This is a genomic window from Yinghuangia sp. YIM S09857 (assembly GCF_051388915.1).
In the GTDB taxonomy this organism is placed as follows: domain Bacteria; phylum Actinomycetota; class Actinomycetes; order Streptomycetales; family Streptomycetaceae; genus Yinghuangia.
Map to the genome: position 1 here is coordinate 1 of NZ_JBPKBH010000063.1, position 680 is coordinate 680.

A 680-nucleotide genomic window follows, 5' to 3' on the forward strand; every position below is an offset into this window, starting at 1 on the left:
TGAGCTTGCTTCGCTTTGACGGACACCGTCGTTGTGGTGGTCAGGCCGCGGTGAGTGCGGCTTCGTATTCGACGGGTGTGCGGTAGCCGAGGCTGCTGTGCAGCCTGCGGTTGTTGTACCAGGCTTCGATGTACTCGAAGACCTCGCGGCGGGCGGCGGCTCTGGTGAGCCAGGGCCGGTCGGCTCCGAGGTCGCTTTTGAGGGTCGCAAAGAACGACTCGGCGACCGCGTTGTCCCAGCACACTCCAGTCCGTCCGACGGACAGTCGAATACCGAACTTGCTTGCTGTCAGGGCGAATTCGTAGCTGGTGTATTGGCAGCCGCGGTCCGAATGGAAGATCGTTCCGGGCTTCGGGTGCTGGCGGTGGACGGCGTCGCGCAGGGCGTCGGCGACCAGGGACGTGCGCAGGTGGTCGGCCGCGGCCCAGCCGACGACCTTGCGGGTGGCGATGTCGATGACGGTGGCCAGGAACACCCAGCCCTGGTCGGTCCGCAGGTAGGTCACGTCGCCGCACCAGCGTGTCCCGGCACCGGTCGGGCCGGGGGCGAAGTCCCGGGCGACCAGGTCCGGACGTTGGGCCGCGTGCGGGTCGGGGACGGTGGTGCGGCGCCCGCGTCTGCGGTGCCGGCCAGCCAGTCCGGCCTGGCGCATCAGGCGGGCGACGCGGCGGCGCCCGACC

The 680-nt window shown here is 69.9% G+C and carries 1 protein-coding gene; it reads right to left on the reverse strand.

What is annotated here, in order from left to right; all coding sequences use genetic code 11:
* Positions 1 to 40 precede the first annotated feature (40 nt).
* Positions 41 to 680, reverse strand: a 640-nt coding sequence (locus ACRX5S_RS41095; protein ID WP_436778407.1) for an IS3 family transposase, incomplete at its 5' end; no start/stop codon positions are given.